Source organism: Haladaptatus ordinarius, from assembly GCF_054177595.1.
This window is the reverse complement of the sequence record NZ_JBPEHH010000038.1, coordinates 1-15,397: the sequence shown is the minus strand read 5'-3', so window position 1 is coordinate 15,397 and position 15,397 is coordinate 1. Positions and strand designations below refer to the sequence as shown.

Annotated in this window: 16 protein-coding genes; 12 read left to right on the top strand and 4 right to left on the bottom strand. The window is 63.5% G+C overall.

The window, feature by feature from the left end:
- The first annotated feature begins 18 nt into the window (after nucleotides 1-18).
- Nucleotides 19-975, top strand: coding sequence for an ABC transporter permease (locus ACR3FF_RS14765; RefSeq protein WP_458188853.1), 957 nt, complete (start codon nucleotides 19-21; stop codon nucleotides 973-975).
- Nucleotides 976-1,042: 67 nt separating this feature from the next.
- On the opposite strand, the gene ACR3FF_RS14760 is transcribed toward ACR3FF_RS14765, so the two are convergent.
- On the bottom strand, nucleotides 1,043-1,228 hold the full coding sequence (locus ACR3FF_RS14760) for an HVO_2922 family protein (RefSeq protein ID WP_458188852.1): 186 nt from the start codon (nucleotides 1,226-1,228) through the stop codon (nucleotides 1,043-1,045).
- A gap of 116 nt (nucleotides 1,229-1,344) precedes the next feature.
- On the opposite strand from ACR3FF_RS14760, the gene ACR3FF_RS14755 reads away from it, so the two are divergent.
- Together ACR3FF_RS14755 and ACR3FF_RS14750 are read left to right on the top strand one after the other, a co-directional pair.
- On the top strand, nucleotides 1,345-1,962 hold the full coding sequence (locus tag ACR3FF_RS14755) for a CAP domain-containing protein (RefSeq protein ID WP_458188851.1): 618 nt from the start codon (nucleotides 1,345-1,347) through the stop codon (nucleotides 1,960-1,962).
- Nucleotides 1,963-2,064: 102 nt separating this feature from the next.
- The gene (locus tag ACR3FF_RS14750) at nucleotides 2,065-2,631 is read left to right on the top strand and encodes a DUF7344 domain-containing protein (RefSeq protein ID WP_458188850.1); all 567 of its coding nucleotides are present in this window, start codon (nucleotides 2,065-2,067) and stop codon (nucleotides 2,629-2,631) included.
- A 78-nt stretch (nucleotides 2,632-2,709) separates the two neighbouring features.
- On the opposite strand, the gene rtcA is transcribed toward ACR3FF_RS14750, so the two are convergent.
- Entirely contained in the window at nucleotides 2,710-3,717 is a 1,008-nt protein-coding gene (gene rtcA, locus ACR3FF_RS14745; RefSeq protein WP_458188849.1) for an RNA 3'-terminal phosphate cyclase, read from the bottom strand.
- 234 nt (nucleotides 3,718-3,951) lie between these two features.
- Between rtcA and thsB the strand changes: the two genes are divergently transcribed.
- Both thsB and ACR3FF_RS14735 read left to right on the top strand, forming a co-directional pair.
- Nucleotides 3,952-5,601: a thermosome subunit beta gene (gene thsB, locus ACR3FF_RS14740; protein WP_458188848.1), complete on the top strand. Its 1,650-nt coding sequence runs from the start codon at nucleotides 3,952-3,954 to the stop codon at nucleotides 5,599-5,601.
- Nucleotides 5,602-5,914: 313 nt separating this feature from the next.
- Nucleotides 5,915-6,901 (top strand): ornithine cyclodeaminase family protein, encoded by a 987-nt coding sequence (locus tag ACR3FF_RS14735; protein ID WP_458188847.1) that lies wholly within the window; start codon nucleotides 5,915-5,917, stop codon nucleotides 6,899-6,901.
- On the opposite strand, the gene ACR3FF_RS14730 is transcribed toward ACR3FF_RS14735, so the two are convergent.
- Nucleotides 6,902-7,123, bottom strand: a complete 222-nt coding sequence (locus ACR3FF_RS14730) for a DUF7535 family protein (RefSeq protein WP_458188846.1) — start codon at nucleotides 7,121-7,123, stop codon at nucleotides 6,902-6,904. It abuts the gene before it with no gap.
- A gap of 79 nt (nucleotides 7,124-7,202) precedes the next feature.
- On the opposite strand from ACR3FF_RS14730, the gene ACR3FF_RS14725 reads away from it, so the two are divergent.
- The 4 genes from ACR3FF_RS14725 to ACR3FF_RS14710 all read left to right on the top strand — a co-directional run bounded on the left by ACR3FF_RS14725 (nucleotide 7,203) and on the right by ACR3FF_RS14710 (nucleotide 11,150).
- Nucleotides 7,203-8,684 carry a molybdopterin-dependent oxidoreductase gene (locus ACR3FF_RS14725; protein ID WP_458188845.1) on the top strand — a complete coding sequence of 494 codons (1,482 nt, stop codon included), beginning with the start codon at nucleotides 7,203-7,205 and terminating at the stop codon, nucleotides 8,682-8,684.
- A gap of 119 nt (nucleotides 8,685-8,803) precedes the next feature.
- On the top strand, nucleotides 8,804-10,144 hold the full coding sequence (hemL, locus tag ACR3FF_RS14720) for a glutamate-1-semialdehyde 2,1-aminomutase (protein WP_458188844.1): 1,341 nt from the start codon (nucleotides 8,804-8,806) through the stop codon (nucleotides 10,142-10,144).
- Nucleotides 10,145-10,191: 47 nt separating this feature from the next.
- On the top strand, nucleotides 10,192-10,599 hold the full coding sequence (locus tag ACR3FF_RS14715) for a hypothetical protein (protein WP_458188843.1): 408 nt from the start codon (nucleotides 10,192-10,194) through the stop codon (nucleotides 10,597-10,599).
- 80 nt (nucleotides 10,600-10,679) lie between these two features.
- A complete protein-coding gene (locus ACR3FF_RS14710) occupies nucleotides 10,680-11,150 on the top strand; it encodes a hypothetical protein (RefSeq protein WP_458188842.1) in 471 nt (156 codons plus the stop codon).
- A gap of 29 nt (nucleotides 11,151-11,179) precedes the next feature.
- Here the strand turns inward: ACR3FF_RS14710 and ACR3FF_RS14705 are convergent, their stop codons facing one another.
- Nucleotides 11,180-11,401: a hypothetical protein gene (locus tag ACR3FF_RS14705; protein WP_458188841.1), complete on the bottom strand. Its 222-nt coding sequence runs from the start codon at nucleotides 11,399-11,401 to the stop codon at nucleotides 11,180-11,182.
- Between the two features lie 573 nt (nucleotides 11,402-11,974).
- Here ACR3FF_RS14705 and hemC point away from each other — a divergent pair.
- Genes hemC through ACR3FF_RS14690 form a run of 3 tightly spaced genes read left to right on the top strand, consistent with a single transcriptional unit; the run spans nucleotide 11,975 to nucleotide 15,240 of the window.
- Nucleotides 11,975-13,072: a hydroxymethylbilane synthase gene (gene hemC, locus ACR3FF_RS14700; protein ID WP_458188840.1), complete on the top strand. Its 1,098-nt coding sequence runs from the start codon at nucleotides 11,975-11,977 to the stop codon at nucleotides 13,070-13,072.
- On the top strand, nucleotides 13,069-13,800 hold the full coding sequence (locus ACR3FF_RS14695; RefSeq protein WP_458188839.1) for a uroporphyrinogen-III synthase: 732 nt from the start codon (nucleotides 13,069-13,071) through the stop codon (nucleotides 13,798-13,800). Before hemC ends, ACR3FF_RS14695 begins: the two co-directional genes overlap by 4 nt.
- Before the next feature lie 27 nt (nucleotides 13,801-13,827).
- Nucleotides 13,828-15,240: a DHH family phosphoesterase gene (locus ACR3FF_RS14690; protein ID WP_458188838.1), complete on the top strand. Its 1,413-nt coding sequence runs from the start codon at nucleotides 13,828-13,830 to the stop codon at nucleotides 15,238-15,240.
- The last annotated feature ends 157 nt before the right edge of the window (nucleotides 15,241-15,397 follow it).

Below are 15,397 nucleotides of genomic sequence, written 5' to 3'. Positions count from 1 at the left end.
AGTAGAGGGCCGATAGTCATGCGTCGATACCTCGCTCGACGAGTCCTCTGGACTGTGTTTGCCGCGTATCTCCTCCTCTCGGTCATCTTCCTCGTCTACGCGTACGCGCCCGACCCGGGTAAGGAGAGAGCGGGCATCCTGACGGCGATGTCCGGCGGCACGGTCGAGCAAGGAGAACAGGCCTACGCGCAAGCCAGAAACTACGACGAACCGGTGCTCGACCGGTACGTCAAGTGGATAGTCGGCTACACGACGCTCGACTGGGGCACCGACATCGAAGGACAGCCGGTGACGGACAGACTCGAGACGGCTATCCCGCTCACGCTGGTCTATCTGATTCCGGCAATCGTCCTGTCCACCCTTCTCGGCACCGTCATCGGGCTGTATTCGGCAGTCCACCAGCACGGCTACGTCGACCGAATCGTCACGGCGGTCACCTACCCCGGACTGGGCGTTCCGTCTTTCTGGCTCGCGTCGTGGGCTTCGGTCCTCGTCCTCGAACGGGTGAGCATTCAAGCGTCGTACTTCGACCACCGATACGGACTCTGGTCGCCCGAGAATCTCCCGTTCATGGTGCTGCCGATGCTCGTCTTGACCGTCAATCTGCTCGCCGTACAGATCCGATACGCCCGGTCGACGTCACTCGAGTACGTGCCAGCGGAGTTCGTGAAGACGCTTCGAGCTAACGGTGCCACCGCGCGAGACGTGAGCCGTCACGTCCTGCGCAACGCCGCACTCCCGCTCGTGTCGCTTTTCTTCGCGGAGACCATCACCATCCTGTTTGTGACCATCCTCGTCGTCGAGACGGTGTTCGGTCTCCCCGGCTTCGGTGCACTCGCGTTTCAGGCTCTCAAAGCCCGAGACGGCGCCCTCATCCTGGCGACGACGATGATTCCCATCTTCATCGGACTGGTCGGGAATCTCGTTCAAGACGTCGCGTACGCCGTCATCGACCCGCGCGTGAACTACGAGTGAGGTACGGCGGTGGCGTCCGCCAGCGAACCACGAAATCGAATCGCTCGATTCGAGACGAATCGAACCGCTACACCATCTCCTCGACTGCGGCGTCGGCCGCGTTCTCTTTGACGCTCTCGATACCGTTCATCGCTCCGGCTTTTCGGTCGTAGCTCTCGGCGCTGTCCACGATGATGTTGCCGTTGTCGTGGACGAGTCGCCAGCGCCACTCGTTCCGTGCGTCCCGAAACAGTTCGAAGGTTGCTTTGCTCATCTGCACGTAACGATAGGGGTGCAACCAACGTGAAGGTGAAGAAAACGCCCACCGTTCGGAGCACTAGGTGAAACGGAGGCGAGGGTTCATCTTTCGGCAGGTCGAAAGGGAGACGAATGCGCTCGCTCGCCCCGACTGTCCTGATTCTCGCTACGATGCTCTTTTTCGGTGCGTACCTCGCCGGATATCCGGTCCCTGGAGCGGACACGCTCGGCTCCCTGCAGGGAGCGGAGGTGGTAGACGTTCCCGACGACCGCCCCGAATCGCTGACGGACCCGAACGAGCCTCGCTTTCGTCGCTGGGTCGAGTTCTACGTCCACATCTACGTGAACGAAGAGCGAATCGAGCACGGACTCGATCCCATCGAATTCGACGCGGGGCTGCGCGACATCGCGCGCAACCACAGCGCCGAGATGGCCCGTCAGAATTACTTCGCGCACGTCTCACCGTCCGGCGAGGACCCCGGCGACCGATATCGAGACGCGGACTACTACTGTCTTCGAGGTGCGGGCGAGAACATCGCGTACACCTACTTCGACCGACGGGTGAGAACCGAAAACGGTACCGTCGTTCGGTATCGAACCGCAGACGAACTCGCTCGAGGAATCGTCTCCCAGTGGATGAACTCCACCGGCCATCGAGAGAACATCCTATCGGAAAACTGGGAGAGAGAGGGAATTGGGGTGTACACCACCGACAGTGGGCGCGTTTTCGCCACCGAGAACTTTTGTTAAGTGATATACCATCGACGAGAATTTTTGTTAAATTAGTACAAAACGTTAAGTGTCTCGGAAGATACCTGTTCGAAATATACAGTAGTGTGAGCGAAACGAGAGATGACAAAGCAAACAGACGAGACGGGTGAGAGCGTGACACCGCTGTCGAGAGACGTCGTCTTTCAGGTTCTGAGCAATCAACGACGGCGGTACACACTCTACTACCTTCGGCGACATGAGAGTCCCATCGAAATCGGTGAGTTGGCGACCCAAATCGCCGCGTGGGAGAACGGCGTGACGGCCGAGGAAGTGACGTCGAAACAACGAAAGCGCGTCTACAACACCCTCCAGCAGGCACACCTCCCGAAGTTGGACGAGACTGACTTCATCGAGTACGAACCGTCTCACGGGAACATCACGCTGACCGAGCGTGCCGAAATTCTTGACGTGTACCTGAAACTCTCACCCGATAGCGACCTGCCGTGGTCGGAGTACTACTTCGTCCTGGGCACCATCAGCCTCGCACTCGTCACGGGTGCGTGGTTGGACACCGGACCACTCGACCTGGTTCCGGACCTCTGGTGGGCCGTCGGACTCGCCGTGTTGGTCATGCTTTCCGGGGCAGTTCACGGATACTACAATCGGAACGTCTACCGTGGTTTCTCGGAGATTCCGGAGCGAAACTGAAGGGAGAACGAACGTCGCCGACCGGAAGGAAACCCGGCTGAAGCGACCGAGGTTACCGCGATTGCTGGAACGTAGGCATCAATCGGCGACGAGAATTGGATGGGGCTCACGGACGAGTGACACGTCGTATCCGAACGCCAAGACAAGTTCGAGACTCGTCTCGACGTGGGCGGTCTCGCGAGGAATCGAGACACGCCCACCCGCCAGCGCGAGGAAGACGAGCAACTGGTCGGCCATGTGCTCGTCTACCGCCCCGTGAGCGTCGTCGAACGCGAGAAACGAGTCGACGACGTCCCGTGCCACCGACTCCGCCGGCACGCCCTTTTCGCCGAGCGCGTCGAATCCGACGAGCGAGTCGTCGTAGTCGCCGCGAACGAGCACCGACGTTCCAGGCGAGTTCGCTTTCGCGTACGTCGTCCGATACTCGGCGACGGAGTGACCTGCCTCTGTAAGTCGGTTCCGTGCAGTTTCGACCTGTCGCTCGGCGACGTTCTGTGCCGCGAGTGACGTGGACGCCTTCGAGTACACTCGAACCCTCTCGAGCGACCCACGGTTCGCGAGTTCGATTCGGGAGAGCGAGGAGGGAGCGAGCCACAACGTCGCCTCGCCGCCGCCCGCCGGATAGTAGCCGGTTCGGGCGACATCGACCGCTGCCTGCACGCCGAACCGGCGACAGAGGGGCAGTTTCACCTCGCGGTAGTAGTCGGCCGGCGGCGACCACTTCGCGTCGGTGCCGCCAGTGACCGTGACGACGAGTGGGCGGTCGAGCACCGTCGAAAGCGGCAAGAGCGCGTCGAAGACCAGCGTGACGCTCCCGGCAGTTCCGACGTCGAGCGCGAATCGTCCACCGTCGGTCGGGCCGGGGTGAAAGGTCAGTGCCTCGGAGCCTATCGCGTCCCCGTGTATCTTCGCGTCACACGCACGGGCGACGGCGCGGACGGCGGTGAGGTGCTGTGGGCGGAGTCCCGGATTCGGGCGCGTGGCTCGTATCTCCGTCATCCGAAACGACTCCCCCGACACTGCCGCGAGCGAGAGCGCAGAGCGGAGCAGTTGCCCGCCGCCGGTCGAACCGTCGAGCGAGTGCATCGACTGAAATACGGAGGGAAACGTGAAAAAGACGCCATCACCACTGATGTATTTAAACACCCGTTTTGCACCGCCTGTCGTCGGCAGAGACTCGTGCTAACGATGCACAAAGTATTCCAGGATAGGAACCGCCTCCCCGTGGTTTTCCGGCCATGAGTGATGACCACCGGAGACGACGGCCACGGTCAGGAATAAACGTTTATATAGAAGGACAATCATAGTCGCTTCTGTACTATGAGTCAGCGGATGCAAGGTCAACCAATGATAGTAATGTCCGAGGATTCCCAGCGCGTCAAGGACAAGGACGCGCAGGAGCACAACATCACCGCCGCGCGCGCCGTCGCGGATGCGGTGCGCTCGACACTCGGACCGAAAGGGATGGACAAGATGCTCGTCGACTCGATGGGCGACGTGACCATCACCAACGACGGCGTCACCATCCTCAAGGAGATGGACATCGACAACCCGACGGCCGAGATGATAATCGAGGTCGCCGAAACCCAGGAGGACGAAGCGGGAGACGGCACCACGACGGCCGTCGCCATCACGGGCGAACTCCTGAAGAACGCCCAGGACCTCCTGGAACAGGACATCCACCCCACGGCGGTCATCAAGGGCTTCCACCTCGCCAGCGAGAAGGCGCGCGAGGAAATCGACGACATCGCCGAGGAGATCGACACCGACGACGAAGACCTCCTCCGCAAGGTCGCCGAGACCAGCATGACCGGCAAGGGAGCCGAACTCAACAAGGAGACGCTCAGCCAGATAATCGTGGACGCAGTTCGTGCGGTCACGGTCGAAGGCACGGTCGACCTCGAATACGTCAACGTCGAGACGCAGACCGGTCGCTCGGCAGGCGAGTCCGAACTGCTCGAAGGCGCGGTCATCGACAAGGACCCCGTCCACGACAACATGCCAAAGTCGGTCGACGACGCGAAGGTCCTCCTCCTCAACGAACCCGTCGAGGTAGAGGAGACCGACGTCGACACGGAAATCTCCATCAACGACCCCGACCAGCTCAAGAACTTCCTCGACCGCGAGGAAGCTCAGCTGAAAGAGAAGGTCGAACAGATCAAGGAGACGGGCGCGAACGTCGTCTTCTGTCAGAAAGGCATCGACGACCTCGCACAGCACTACCTCGCCAAGGAAGGCATCCTCGCCGTCCGCCGCGTCAAGAAAAGCGACGTGAAGTTCCTCCGCGAGGTTCTCAACGTCAACATCGTCTCCGACCTCGACAGCGCCACCGAGGACGACCTCGGTACGGGTAGCGTCACCCGCGACGACGCCGACGAACTGTTCTACGTCACGGGCGGCGACGACGCCCACGGCGTCACCCTCCTCCTGCGTGGCTCCACCGACCACGTCGTCGACGAACTGGAGCGCGGCATCATGGACGCGCTCGACGTGGTGGCCCAGACCGTCAGTGACGGCCGCGTCGTCTCCGGCGGCGGTGCCATCGAGGTCGAACTCGCCTCCCGACTCCGCGACTACTCCGACAGCGTCGAAGGCCGCGAACAGCTCGCAGTCGAGGCGTTCGCCGACTCGCTCGAACTCGTCCCGCGCGTGCTCGCCGAGAACGCCGGTCTCGACTCCATCGACACGCTGGTCGACCTCCGTGCAGCCCACGAGGACGGCGAGAAACGCGCCGGCCTGAACGTCTTCAGCGGCGACGTCGAGGACACCTTCGACAGCGGCGTCGTCGAGCCGGCCCACGCCAAAGAGCAAGCACTCTCCAGTGCTACCGAGGCAGCGAACCTCGTGCTCAAAATCGACGACATCATCTCCGCCGGCGACCTGTCCACCGACAAAGGTGACGACGAAGGCGGCGCACCCGGCGGCATGGGTGGCATGGGCGGTATGGGTGGCATGGGCGGCGCGATGTGAAGTCGGGAACGACCTGATTCCCACGCCCAGTTCGACGAACCACTGTCCGACCAACGTACGTAGATTTTTTCGAGACCTCGTGGATAGTGAGGCGTTTCAGTCCACAGGGACTATCTCTCCCAGAGTCACCGCATTGCTTCTCGCGCATTTTCTCTCCGTCTGAACGGTTCATCTGCCAGCGAAACTGTGACTTACACGATACAGTTCACCAGTTACTTTCCTAAAAGATACTCGAAACGCCACGAGTCACCACGAAACTTGGCCAAAATCGGCAAAAGATGGAACTAAGTGGGAACCACGTATCCCTCAGACTATGGAAACACTGCTGCTCAATCAGGACGCCGTAGACGAGAACACCCAGATGGACGAACTCATCCGGGCCGTCGAGGACGCCTTCGCAGCCTACGCACGCGGGGACGCACAGATGCCTGCGAAGTCCTACATCGACCTGCCGCAGTACAACGGCGACTTCCGTTCTATGCCCGCCTACCTGGAGGCCGACGACTGGGACGCCGCGGGCATCAAGTGGGTGAACGTCCACCCGGACAACCCCGACTCGTTCGACCTGCCGACCGTCATGGGGACGATGATTTACAGCGACCCCGAGACGGCCTTCCCGCTGGCCATCATGGACGGCACCGAACTGACGATGAAGCGTACGGGCGCGGCGGCGGCGGTGGCGACCAACTACCTCGCCGTCGAGGACGCGACGAGTATGGGTCTCATCGGCGCTGGCGTCCAGTCGTACACGCAGTTGGAAGCCATCTCGGAGATTCGACCCATCGAGGACGTCGTCATCAGCGACCTGGACGAGGAGGCGGTCGAGCGATTCGCCGACTACTTCGGCGACGAGTTTGACGTTCGCGCTGGCTCCATCGCGGACGCGGCGTCCTGCGACGTTCTCTCTACCGTCACGCCCGTCGAAGACCCCATCGTCTCCCGCGAGGACGTGGGCGAGCACACCCACGTCAACGCGATGGGTGCGGACGCGGAAGGCAAGCACGAACTCGCCGACGAACTCCTGTTGGACGCGAAACTCGTCATCGACGACCACGCCCAGACCACCCACTCCGGCGAGATCAACGTCCCGTACAACGCGGGCATCCTCTCGGACGACGACATCCACGGCGACATCGGCGACATCGTCGTCGGCGACCTGGAAGGCCGCACGGACGAGGACGGCGTCACCGTCTTCGACAGCACCGGACTGGCGATTCAAGACGTCGCGGCGGCCCACGTCGTCTACGAACACGCAAACGAGAACGACAACGGCTACCCGTTCGACCTCATCGGCTTCTAACTACTCTTCTTCGCCGGTCGGTGCTCTCTGTGCGACCGCTTCCGTCAGTTTCGAGATGAGCCACACGATGATCAAAAACGGCAAGAGCGGCAACAGTACGACTATCATCCCGAGAAACACCGCGATTCCGATGGCGTTCATCTCGCTGTCCGGTCGTCCTCGATAGGGTGGCGTGACGGTTCGCAGTGTGCCCGTGAGTCCCCCGGAGTCCCCCTGACTCATAGGAGAAGAGACGACAGCCCAAATGTTAAGTGTTCCCACGGCACAAACGCTTTGCGCGTCCGGTTCCTGATTCGACACGATGGAAGAGCGGACGGTCGAACGACTGGTCGGCGTCGTCGGTGGGGTACTCGGAGTCGTCACCTCCTTCGCCATCGGCGGGCAGACGTCGGCGTTCGTCGGAGCGGGGACCGAACGTGCCATCACGACACTCGTTCCGGGCGTCGTGATGGGGCCCGCCATCGAGTATCTCGGCGGAATCGCCCAGATACTCACGCTCGTCCTCGCGCTGGTCGTCGCCGTCGCGCTCTTTTCGGGCGTGACCCTCGTCGCGGTAGTCGCGGGCAAACGCTCGGACGTTCCGTACACGGGCGTCTTCGTGGCGGCGGTAGGTGGGTGGCTGGTGACGACGGTGCTGACGGGTGCGTTCGGGAGAGCCCTCGTCGTCGGCGGTTCGTTAGGCGTCTTTCTCGCGTTCGTAGAACACGAATGGAACGTCGGCAGCGACCGGCCCATCTCGACGTCCCGGCGGAGCGTGCTTGCGACCCTGGTCGCCGTCGCTGGCTTCTCGGGATTCGCGTACCTTCGCGGGCGAGAGATCACCGGCGTCAGGGAAGGGCCGATATCGCTCGTGACCGACGACGAGGTGCAGGCAACGGTCGACCGGCGGGTGGCGGGGGCAGACGAGCAATCGTTCGACGTGCCGAGGCTCGGCGGCCTCGTCACCCCGAACGACGCGTTCTACGAGGTCGACATCAGTTCGGTGAACCCTAACGTGAGTGCGAACCGCTGGACCCTCCGGGTCACGGGCGCTGTCGACCGGAAACTCGAACTCTCCTACGACGACCTCACGTCGATGGCGATCGAACACCGGTTCGAGACCCTGCGCTGTGTCGGCGAACCGCTCAACGGTCAGAAGATGGACACCGCGCTCTGGACGGGGATTCCGGTGGGTCGAGTGCTCGAACGAGCGGGCACGCCGGACGAGTGCTGTGTCATGCTCCGCGCGGACGACGGCTACTACGAGGAGTTCCCGCTGGAGGCCCTCGACGACGGCTTTCTCGCTTTCGGGATGAACGGTCGGCTCTTACCCCGCAAACACGGCTATCCCGTCCGGGCGCTGGTGCCCGGCCACTGGGGCGAGATCAACGTCAAGTGGCTCACCGAAATCGAAGTGCTGGAAAAGCCCGCCGAAGGATTCTGGGAGAAGAAAGGCTGGCACGGCACCGGCCCGGTCGAGACGGTGGCGAAACTCCACGTCGAGAACCGGACCGACGACGGAAGTGTCCAACTCGCCGGACACGCCTACGCCGGAACCCGTGGCATCGGTCGCGTCGAGGTGTCGGTCGACGGCGGGCGGTCGTGGCAGGACGCCACCCTCGGGCCGAAACTGCCCGGCGAGGACGTGTGGCGACAGTGGCGGTTCGAGTGGAAACCGGCGACCGGAGAACACGAGGTCGTCGTCCGTGCGACCGACGGCGAGGGGACGGTGCAGCCACGGGAGTATTCGGGTGCGTTCCCGAGTGGGCCATCGGGATGGGTGTCTCGGACGGTCGAGGTGTGACGACGTCGGGAGACGGGATTTCTGCGACGGGGGCGAGTCGTTCCACGGCCGCATCGAACGCCCTCGCTCGTCGGACCCTCTCGATACAAACTTTACGCGGGAGTTCGAACCCGCCGAGTATGAACCGCGAGCGCTCTCGAAACCTGTACGACCGCGCGCTGTCAGTGACTCCGGGTGGCGTCAACTCCCCCGTCCGGGCCGTCCGCCCCTACCCCTTCTTCGTGAAGCGGGGCGACGGCGCGCACGTCATCGACGCCGACGGCAATCGATATCTCGACTACGTAATGGGCTACGGGCCCCTGCTGTTGGGTCACGACCTGCCCCAACCCGTCGAGTCGACCATCCAGTCGCGGCTCTCCGACGGCCCGATGTACGGTGCGCCGACCGAGGTGGAGGTCGAACTCGCCGAGTTCGTCACCCGGCACGTCCCGAGCGTCGAGATGGTCCGGTTCGTCAACAGCGGCACCGAGGCGACCGTCTCGGCGGTTCGGCTCGCTCGCGGCTACACGGGTCGTGACAAAATCGTCGTCATGCAGGGCGGCTACCACGGGGCACAGGACTCGACCCTGGTGGAGGGCGCGTCGGGACGGCCCGCCGAACCGAGTTCCAGCGGTATCCCCGCCGCCTTCGCGCGCGAGACGATTCCGGTCCCGTTCAACGACGAGCAGGCCATCCACGACGTGTTCACGGAGCACGGCGACGACATCGCCTGCGTCCTCGCGGAACCCATCCTCGGCAACCACGGCGTCGTCCACCCCGTCGACGGCTACCTCGAAACGCTCCGCGAGGTGACCGACGAGCACGGGTCGCTGCTCGTCTTCGACGAGGTCATCACCGGCTTCCGGGTCGGTGGTCTCCAGTGCGCACAGGGCAAGTTCGGCGTCATGCCCGACCTGACGACCTTCGGGAAGATCGTCGGCGGTGGCTTCCCCATCGGTGCGGTCGGTGGCCGCGCCGAAATCGTCGAGCAGTTCACACCGACCGGTCCCGTCTTCCAGGCCGGGACGTTCTCGGGCCATCCGGTGACGATGACCGCGGGTCTCGAAACGCTTCGATTCGCCGCCGAGAACGACGTGTACGACCACGTCAACGACCTCGGCGAGCAACTCCGCCGTGGCCTGACCGACATCGTGGCAGACCGCGCGCCCGAGTACACCGTGGCGGGGACTGACAGCATCTTCAAGGTCATCTTCACCCGCGAGGGGCCGAGCGACCACGAGGGACACTGCGAGGCTGGCTGTCGGCAGAACATCGACTGCCCGCGATTCGACTACTGCCCGAAATCCGGAGCCGACGTCGACCGTGCCGAGACCGAGCGGTGGGAGCGTCTGTTCTGGCCCGCGATGCAAGAACGGGGCATCTTCCTCACGGCGAACCAGTTCGAATCGCAGTTCGTCAGCTACGCACACACCGAGGAGGACATCGAAGAGACGCTGGAGGCGTACAAGCACGCGTTATAGGTCATCAGACTGGAACGTTTATCGCTTTGCGGAGAGAACGACGACGTATGCAGACCCAGTCATCCGTCGTCGACTCCAAGTGGTGGTATCTCGTCGCGGCGACCCCCATCGCGTTCGTGGTCTCGTGGGTCGTCGGCATCCTCTTCGTCGGCTGGTTTCTCGTCGGGTGGGGCGTCGGATTCGCCAGTCCGCGTGCTCTCGGACCGTTTTTCCTCGTCACGCTCTTCGGTGCGCTGGTCTTCGGCCTGTTCGTGACGCTGATGTTCGTCTTGTTTCCACTGGGTATCTACCTCGACGCGGAGGCGGTCAACCGCGCGAACATAGACTGGCAACCCGACGGCGTGCTCTATGCGCTCGTCGCCGCGGTCAGCGCGGTGACGACCGGCTTCACGTTGAGCGTTCCCGTGGCCGTCTACTACCTCTATCAGCGCCACCAGCACGTCGGGGTTCCGTAGGTCGGCGGCCTCTGGCCGCCACGGCGAGGGAACTCCGAAGGCGACATTCGTTTTATCCCCCCGCCCTAACACGAGGTCAGATGCAACGTCCGAGGCTCTCCGGCGACCGGGTGAACTCGCGCTGGTGGTACTGGATCGCAGCAGTACCGACGGTGTTCGTCTTCTGGCTGGTGACCGTCGCGTGGGTCGCGTTCGCCATCTCGATGGAACCCGGACTCTTCGGCATCGGCGACGACTCGCGCGCCGTCCGGCTGTTCGTCGCCCTCCCGCGCGCCGCGACCGTCTCGCTGGTCGCGGTCGGCGTCCCGTTCGTCGTGCTCACCGCACTCTTTCCGTTCGCGGTGTTCCAAGACACGCAGGCGATCAGCCGCGCGGAGGCCGGGTGGGAGCCAAGCGGGAACTACGCGCTCGTGGCCTTGCTCGGGGTGGTCGCGCTGGCCGGACTCGCCCTGTCTGACCTCTCGCTCGCCGTCATCGTCGGCTTCGTCCTGAGTGTTCCGTTCTCGCTGTACTATCTCTGGCTGCGTCACGACCGCCTCGGCGTGCCGTGAGCGGTGGAGGTTCGAACGGGGTGGCTGCTTCAGAAGAAGAGCAGTCCGAAGACCGCGAACCCGACGCCGAAAAGAATCCACGGGATACCGATTCGTCGATAGGCTTGCTCACCATCTTCGGTGAGTCCATCAGTCGAAGCCGAGACGAACGGCCACACGTCGAGACGAAACATCTTCTGAGGCCACAGTAGGTAGCCGATTCCTAACAACACCGGCCACATGCTGATGAACAGAACCTCTCGCCACGTCATACGGTATCGTCCCAATCATCTCCATATGATAATACAACAGCTCCGCGTGCCAGTCTAGGTCGACACGAAACCGTCGGAGTCGCTCAGGTCGATTCTGCACCGCAGGAGTTCGCTCGGACACAAGACCGCAACCGCGGAAATCGCTAGGGCAAAATACCGCATGCGAACGGGCGGCCCGGACCGCCGGGGCCGCCCGTCCGCGGCGTCCCCGTGCCTCCGAACACACGGGCGATTCGCGCGGTCGGCGTGAATCGCCCTCGCCGCGCGACCGAAAAGCGGCTGGTCGGCTTACCGCCACGCTGTGGACGGTGACACACCCACCAGAAATCAGCAGGCCAATCAACCGCCAGAGAGCTAGCCCACCCACCGCGAGCGAATGGCTCGGAAGTCGCACGCCCGCGGAGCGTCAGCGAGCAGGAACGTCTTCCGGTGCTTTTGGTCCAGCTTCTACAGGGAGACAGGGAGCGGGCGCGTGCCGTCGCGCGTGCCCGCTCCCTCTCGACCGTTGTAAAAGGTCGTAGTCAAAATCTCGGTTGCGAAGGTGGCTTGAAGGAGCGGTTCCCAGTGTCGGATATGAGTTATCGCGGAACGGAACTTCGTCTTGCGACACGAGGGTCAGATCTGGCGATTCGACAGGCAGGGGAGGTGAAAGCGGCGCTCGAAGACCGTCGGTTCTCGGTCGAACTGGTCGAGGTGGAGACGACGGGCGACAGATTGGACGACGCGCTCATCACCGAACTCGGGAAAACCGGCGCGTTCGTTCGAGATTTAGACCAGCGTGTACTGGACGAAGAGGTAGACGGCGCCATCCACTCGATGAAGGACATGCCGACCGAGCACCCTGACGACCTCATCGTCGCCGGCGTCCCCGAGCGTGCGAGCGCCGACGACGTGCTCGTGACCCCGGACGGAAAGCCCATCGACGCACTGCAGGAAGGTGCCGTAGTCGGCACGTCGAGTCTCCGGCGGAAGGCACAACTGCTGAACGTTCGTCCGGACCTCACCGTGGAACCGCTGCGGGGCAACGTCGATACGCGAATCGAGAAGTTGCTCGCGCCGGTGTTGCAGGCCGAACACGAACGGCGAACCGAAGAGGAAAAAGAGCGCAAGGGTCACGTCGGCAAAGACGACAGCTACGAGTTCCCCTACGACCAGACGGTCGAAGAGTGGTTCGACGACCTCGCCGAAATCGAGCGGCGCGCACTCGAACGCGAGGTGGAGACGGAGTACGACGCCATCGTGCTCGCCGAGGCGGGCCTCCAGCGCAGTGGCCTCGCCCACCACGCCGAGTACGAACCCCTTCCTCGAACGGAGTTCGTCCCCGCGCCGGGCCAGGGTGCGCTCGCTATCGTCACGCTCGACACCGAACTCGCAGAGAACATCCACACCGTCCTCGACCACCCCAGGACGCGGGTCGAGACGACCGTCGAACGGACCATCCTCCGCGAGTTGAACGGTGGCTGTATCGCCCCCATCGGCGTTCACGCCATCATCCAGGGTGAGAACGTCCACGTCGAAGCACAGGTGTTCAGCGTCGACGGCTCCGAGTCCGTCTCGATGAAACGCGACGTGCCGGTGAAAACCCACGTCACCGGCGCGAAGCAGGTCGCCGGCGAACTCGCGGACCGCGGTGCCCGCGACCTCATCGAAGCGGCCCGGGAGGACGAATGAACGTCGCTGTCTTCCGCCCCGACGACGAGCGACTCGACGAAGCCACCGCCCTGCTGGAATCGCTCGGTGCCGACCCCGTCGCCGACCCGATGCTCGCGGTCGAGTCGACGGGGAACACCCCTCGGGACGCGAGTTTCGTCGTGCTGACGAGCAAGACGGGCGTCGAACTCGCACACGAGGCGGGGTGGACTCCCGGCGACGCGACCGTCTGCGCTATCGGCGACGCGACCGCCGAGGCACTCGAAGAATACGGGTACGAGGTCGACGTTGTTCCCGACGAGTTCTCCTCGCGCGGTCTCGTCGCGGCACTCGCGGACCGCGTCGAAGGCGAGCGCGTCGAAGTCGCCCGGAGCGACCACGGAAGCGCGGTGCTGACCGACGGACTCGCAGACGCCGGAGCCGAGGTTCACGAGACGATTCTCTACGAACTCGTTCGCCCGGCGGATGCGGGTCACTCGACCGAACTCGCCGCCGACGGCGAGTTGGACGGCGTCCTGTTCACGTCCTCGCTCACGGTCGAATACTTCCTCGACGCCGCCGCGGAACGTGGCATTCGAGACGACGTGACGAGAAACCTCGAAACCATCACCGTCGGCGCGATCGGGACGCCGACGGACGAGACGGCCCGCGAGCACGGGATTCGGGTCGACGTAGTTCCCGAAACCGCCTCCTTCGACCGACTGGCGCGGGAGGCGGTCGCCCACATCCGAAGGAAGGCCGAGGTTTAAACGAGAGGACGAGCCAATGGTGTACCCATGAGTGTCCCGGTGCCAGAACTGAGCAGACGGGCGACGGCCTGTGCCGACCGACTACGCGACGCGGACGGCGTCTTGCTCGCCTCCCACATCGACGCCGACGGCCTGACGAGCGCCGCAATCGCTTCGTCGGCGCTCGAACGCGCCGAAATCCCGTTCGAGACGGTGTTCAGCAAGCAACTCGACGCGGACGAAATCGCCTCGATAGCGGCGACCGACTACGACACCGTCCTCTTTACCGACTTCGGAAGCGGGCAACTCGACATCGTCGCGAAACACGAATCGGCGGGCGATTTCACGCCCGTCATCGCCGACCACCACCAGCCTGCCGACGCGGACACCGAGTTTCACCTCAATCCGCTGCTGTTTGGTCTCGACGGTTCGTCCGAACTCTCCGGCGCGGGAGCGAGTTACGTCCTCGCGCGAGCACTCGAACCGGACGACGTCGACAACCGCGACCTCGCGGCGCTCGCCGTCGTCGGGGCCGTCGGCGACATGCAGACTTCCGACGGCGAACTCGTCGGAGCGAACACGGGCATCGTCCAGGAAGGTATCGACGTCGGCGTTCTCGAAACCGGAACCGACCTCGCGCTGTACGGCAAACAGACGCGCCCCCTCCCGAAACTGCTGGAGTACGCGACCGACGTGTACATCCCTGGCATCTCGAACGACCAGAGCGGCGTCCTCCGTTTCCTCGACGGCCTCGGAATCGACTTACAATCGAACGGCGACTGGCGGCGCTGGGTCGACCTGACCGGCGACGAGAAACAGACCGTCGCCAGCGCGCTCGTCCAGCGCGCGATGCGCAAGGGCGTTCCCGCCGAGAAGATAGACGGCCTCGTCGGAACCGCCTACACGCTCGTCGCCGAAGAAGCGGGAACCGAACTCCGGGACGTAAGCGAGTTCTCGACCCTCCTCAACGCCACGGCGCGCTACGAACGGGCGGACGTCGGCCTCGCCGTCTGTCTCGGTGACCGAGACGACGCGCTCGAACGGGCGCGAACCCTCCTGACGAACCACCGTCGGAACCTCTCGGAAGCCATCGACTGGGTGCAATCGGAGGGTGTCACCCGAGAAGAGCACGTCCAGTGGTTTCACGCCGGAGACCGCGTCCGCGAGACCATCGTCGGCATCGTCGCGGGGATGGCGGTCGGTGCGGACGGTATCGACCGCGGGATACCCATCCTCGCCTTCGCCGAGAAGAACGACGAGGAAGTGAAAGTCTCCGCACGCGGGACTCCCCACCTCACGCACAAGGGTCTCGACCTCTCGGTCGTGATGAAAGAGGCGTCCCAGGCGGTCGGCGGTGACGGCGGCGGCCACAACGTCGCTGCGGGGGCGACGGTGCCGAAAGGCACGGAAACGGCGTTCGTCGCACACGCCGACGAGCTGGTCGGCGAACAGCTCGGATAGACGCTTTTCTCGTGCTGGTTTTGCGGACAGGATTCCCTCCACGTTTTCGGGATATAGAGGTTCTACAAATGAATATCGACGGAATCAAACGTGATTTGAGGAGTAGTCGGGGCCGTTCTCTCGACCGATCGGTCGGTGGTGGGAAAAGACAGCTCGA

Bases quoted from the DNA above. Each gene is read 5' to 3' on its own strand.
- hemC (WP_458188840.1), top strand. From the start codon at position 11,975: ATGAGTTATCGCGGAACGGAACTTCGTCTTGCGACACGAGGGTCAGAT.
- ACR3FF_RS14705 (WP_458188841.1), bottom strand. From the start codon at position 11,401: ATGACGTGGCGAGAGGTTCTGTTCATCAGCATGTGGCCGGTGTTGTTA.
- ACR3FF_RS14690 (WP_458188838.1), top strand. From the start codon at position 13,828: ATGAGTGTCCCGGTGCCAGAACTGAGCAGACGGGCGACGGCCTGTGCC.
- ACR3FF_RS14755 (WP_458188851.1), top strand. From the start codon at position 1,345: ATGCGCTCGCTCGCCCCGACTGTCCTGATTCTCGCTACGATGCTCTTT.
- ACR3FF_RS14715 (WP_458188843.1), top strand. From the start codon at position 10,192: ATGCAGACCCAGTCATCCGTCGTCGACTCCAAGTGGTGGTATCTCGTC.
- ACR3FF_RS14735 (WP_458188847.1), top strand. From the start codon at position 5,915: ATGGAAACACTGCTGCTCAATCAGGACGCCGTAGACGAGAACACCCAG.
- ACR3FF_RS14760 (WP_458188852.1), bottom strand. From the start codon at position 1,228: ATGAGCAAAGCAACCTTCGAACTGTTTCGGGACGCACGGAACGAGTGG.
- ACR3FF_RS14750 (WP_458188850.1), top strand. From the start codon at position 2,065: ATGACAAAGCAAACAGACGAGACGGGTGAGAGCGTGACACCGCTGTCG.
- ACR3FF_RS14695 (WP_458188839.1), top strand. From the start codon at position 13,069: ATGAACGTCGCTGTCTTCCGCCCCGACGACGAGCGACTCGACGAAGCC.
- ACR3FF_RS14730 (WP_458188846.1), bottom strand. From the start codon at position 7,123: ATGAGTCAGGGGGACTCCGGGGGACTCACGGGCACACTGCGAACCGTC.
- ACR3FF_RS14725 (WP_458188845.1), top strand. From the start codon at position 7,203: ATGGAAGAGCGGACGGTCGAACGACTGGTCGGCGTCGTCGGTGGGGTA.
- rtcA (WP_458188849.1), bottom strand. From the start codon at position 3,717: ATGCACTCGCTCGACGGTTCGACCGGCGGCGGGCAACTGCTCCGCTCT.
- ACR3FF_RS14765 (WP_458188853.1), top strand. From the start codon at position 19: ATGCGTCGATACCTCGCTCGACGAGTCCTCTGGACTGTGTTTGCCGCG.
- hemL (WP_458188844.1), top strand. From the start codon at position 8,804: ATGAACCGCGAGCGCTCTCGAAACCTGTACGACCGCGCGCTGTCAGTG.
- ACR3FF_RS14710 (WP_458188842.1), top strand. From the start codon at position 10,680: ATGCAACGTCCGAGGCTCTCCGGCGACCGGGTGAACTCGCGCTGGTGG.
- thsB (WP_458188848.1), top strand. From the start codon at position 3,952: ATGAGTCAGCGGATGCAAGGTCAACCAATGATAGTAATGTCCGAGGAT.